The 264-nt window shown below is 41.3% G+C and carries 1 pseudogene; it reads left to right on the top strand.

What is annotated here, in order from left to right:
- Window positions 1-88: pseudogene (locus RG959_RS24335) on the top strand (acetyltransferase); the annotation flags it as partial.
- Between the last annotated feature and the right edge of the window lie 176 nt (window positions 89-264).

Raw genomic sequence — 264 nt, 5'->3', positions numbered from 1 at the left:
CTCTGGGGCAGTCGTTACGAAAGATGTACCAGATAACGTTGTCGTTGGCGGGAATCCAGCTAGGATAATTAAGCAAATTGAATTATAAGCTGACTAATTTCGTTGAGTTGAAGTATCTATTAATTGGAGCATATCGGCCGAGAGTAGAACACTCCCATTGGGAATGCTCTACTTTACCTTACTTCATATACTCCTCAACCAATTTCGTGCATCGTTCTATCGTAAGGTCGTTAAGGACTGTTCTATAAACTAGGTGTTCTGCAG

This window comes from Domibacillus sp. 8LH, assembly GCF_038806185.1.
Lineage (GTDB): Bacteria > Bacillota > Bacilli > Bacillales > Domibacillaceae > Domibacillus > Domibacillus indicus_A.
Note: the sequence above shows the minus strand (reverse complement) of the source record. Positions and strands in the feature narration are given on the sequence as shown.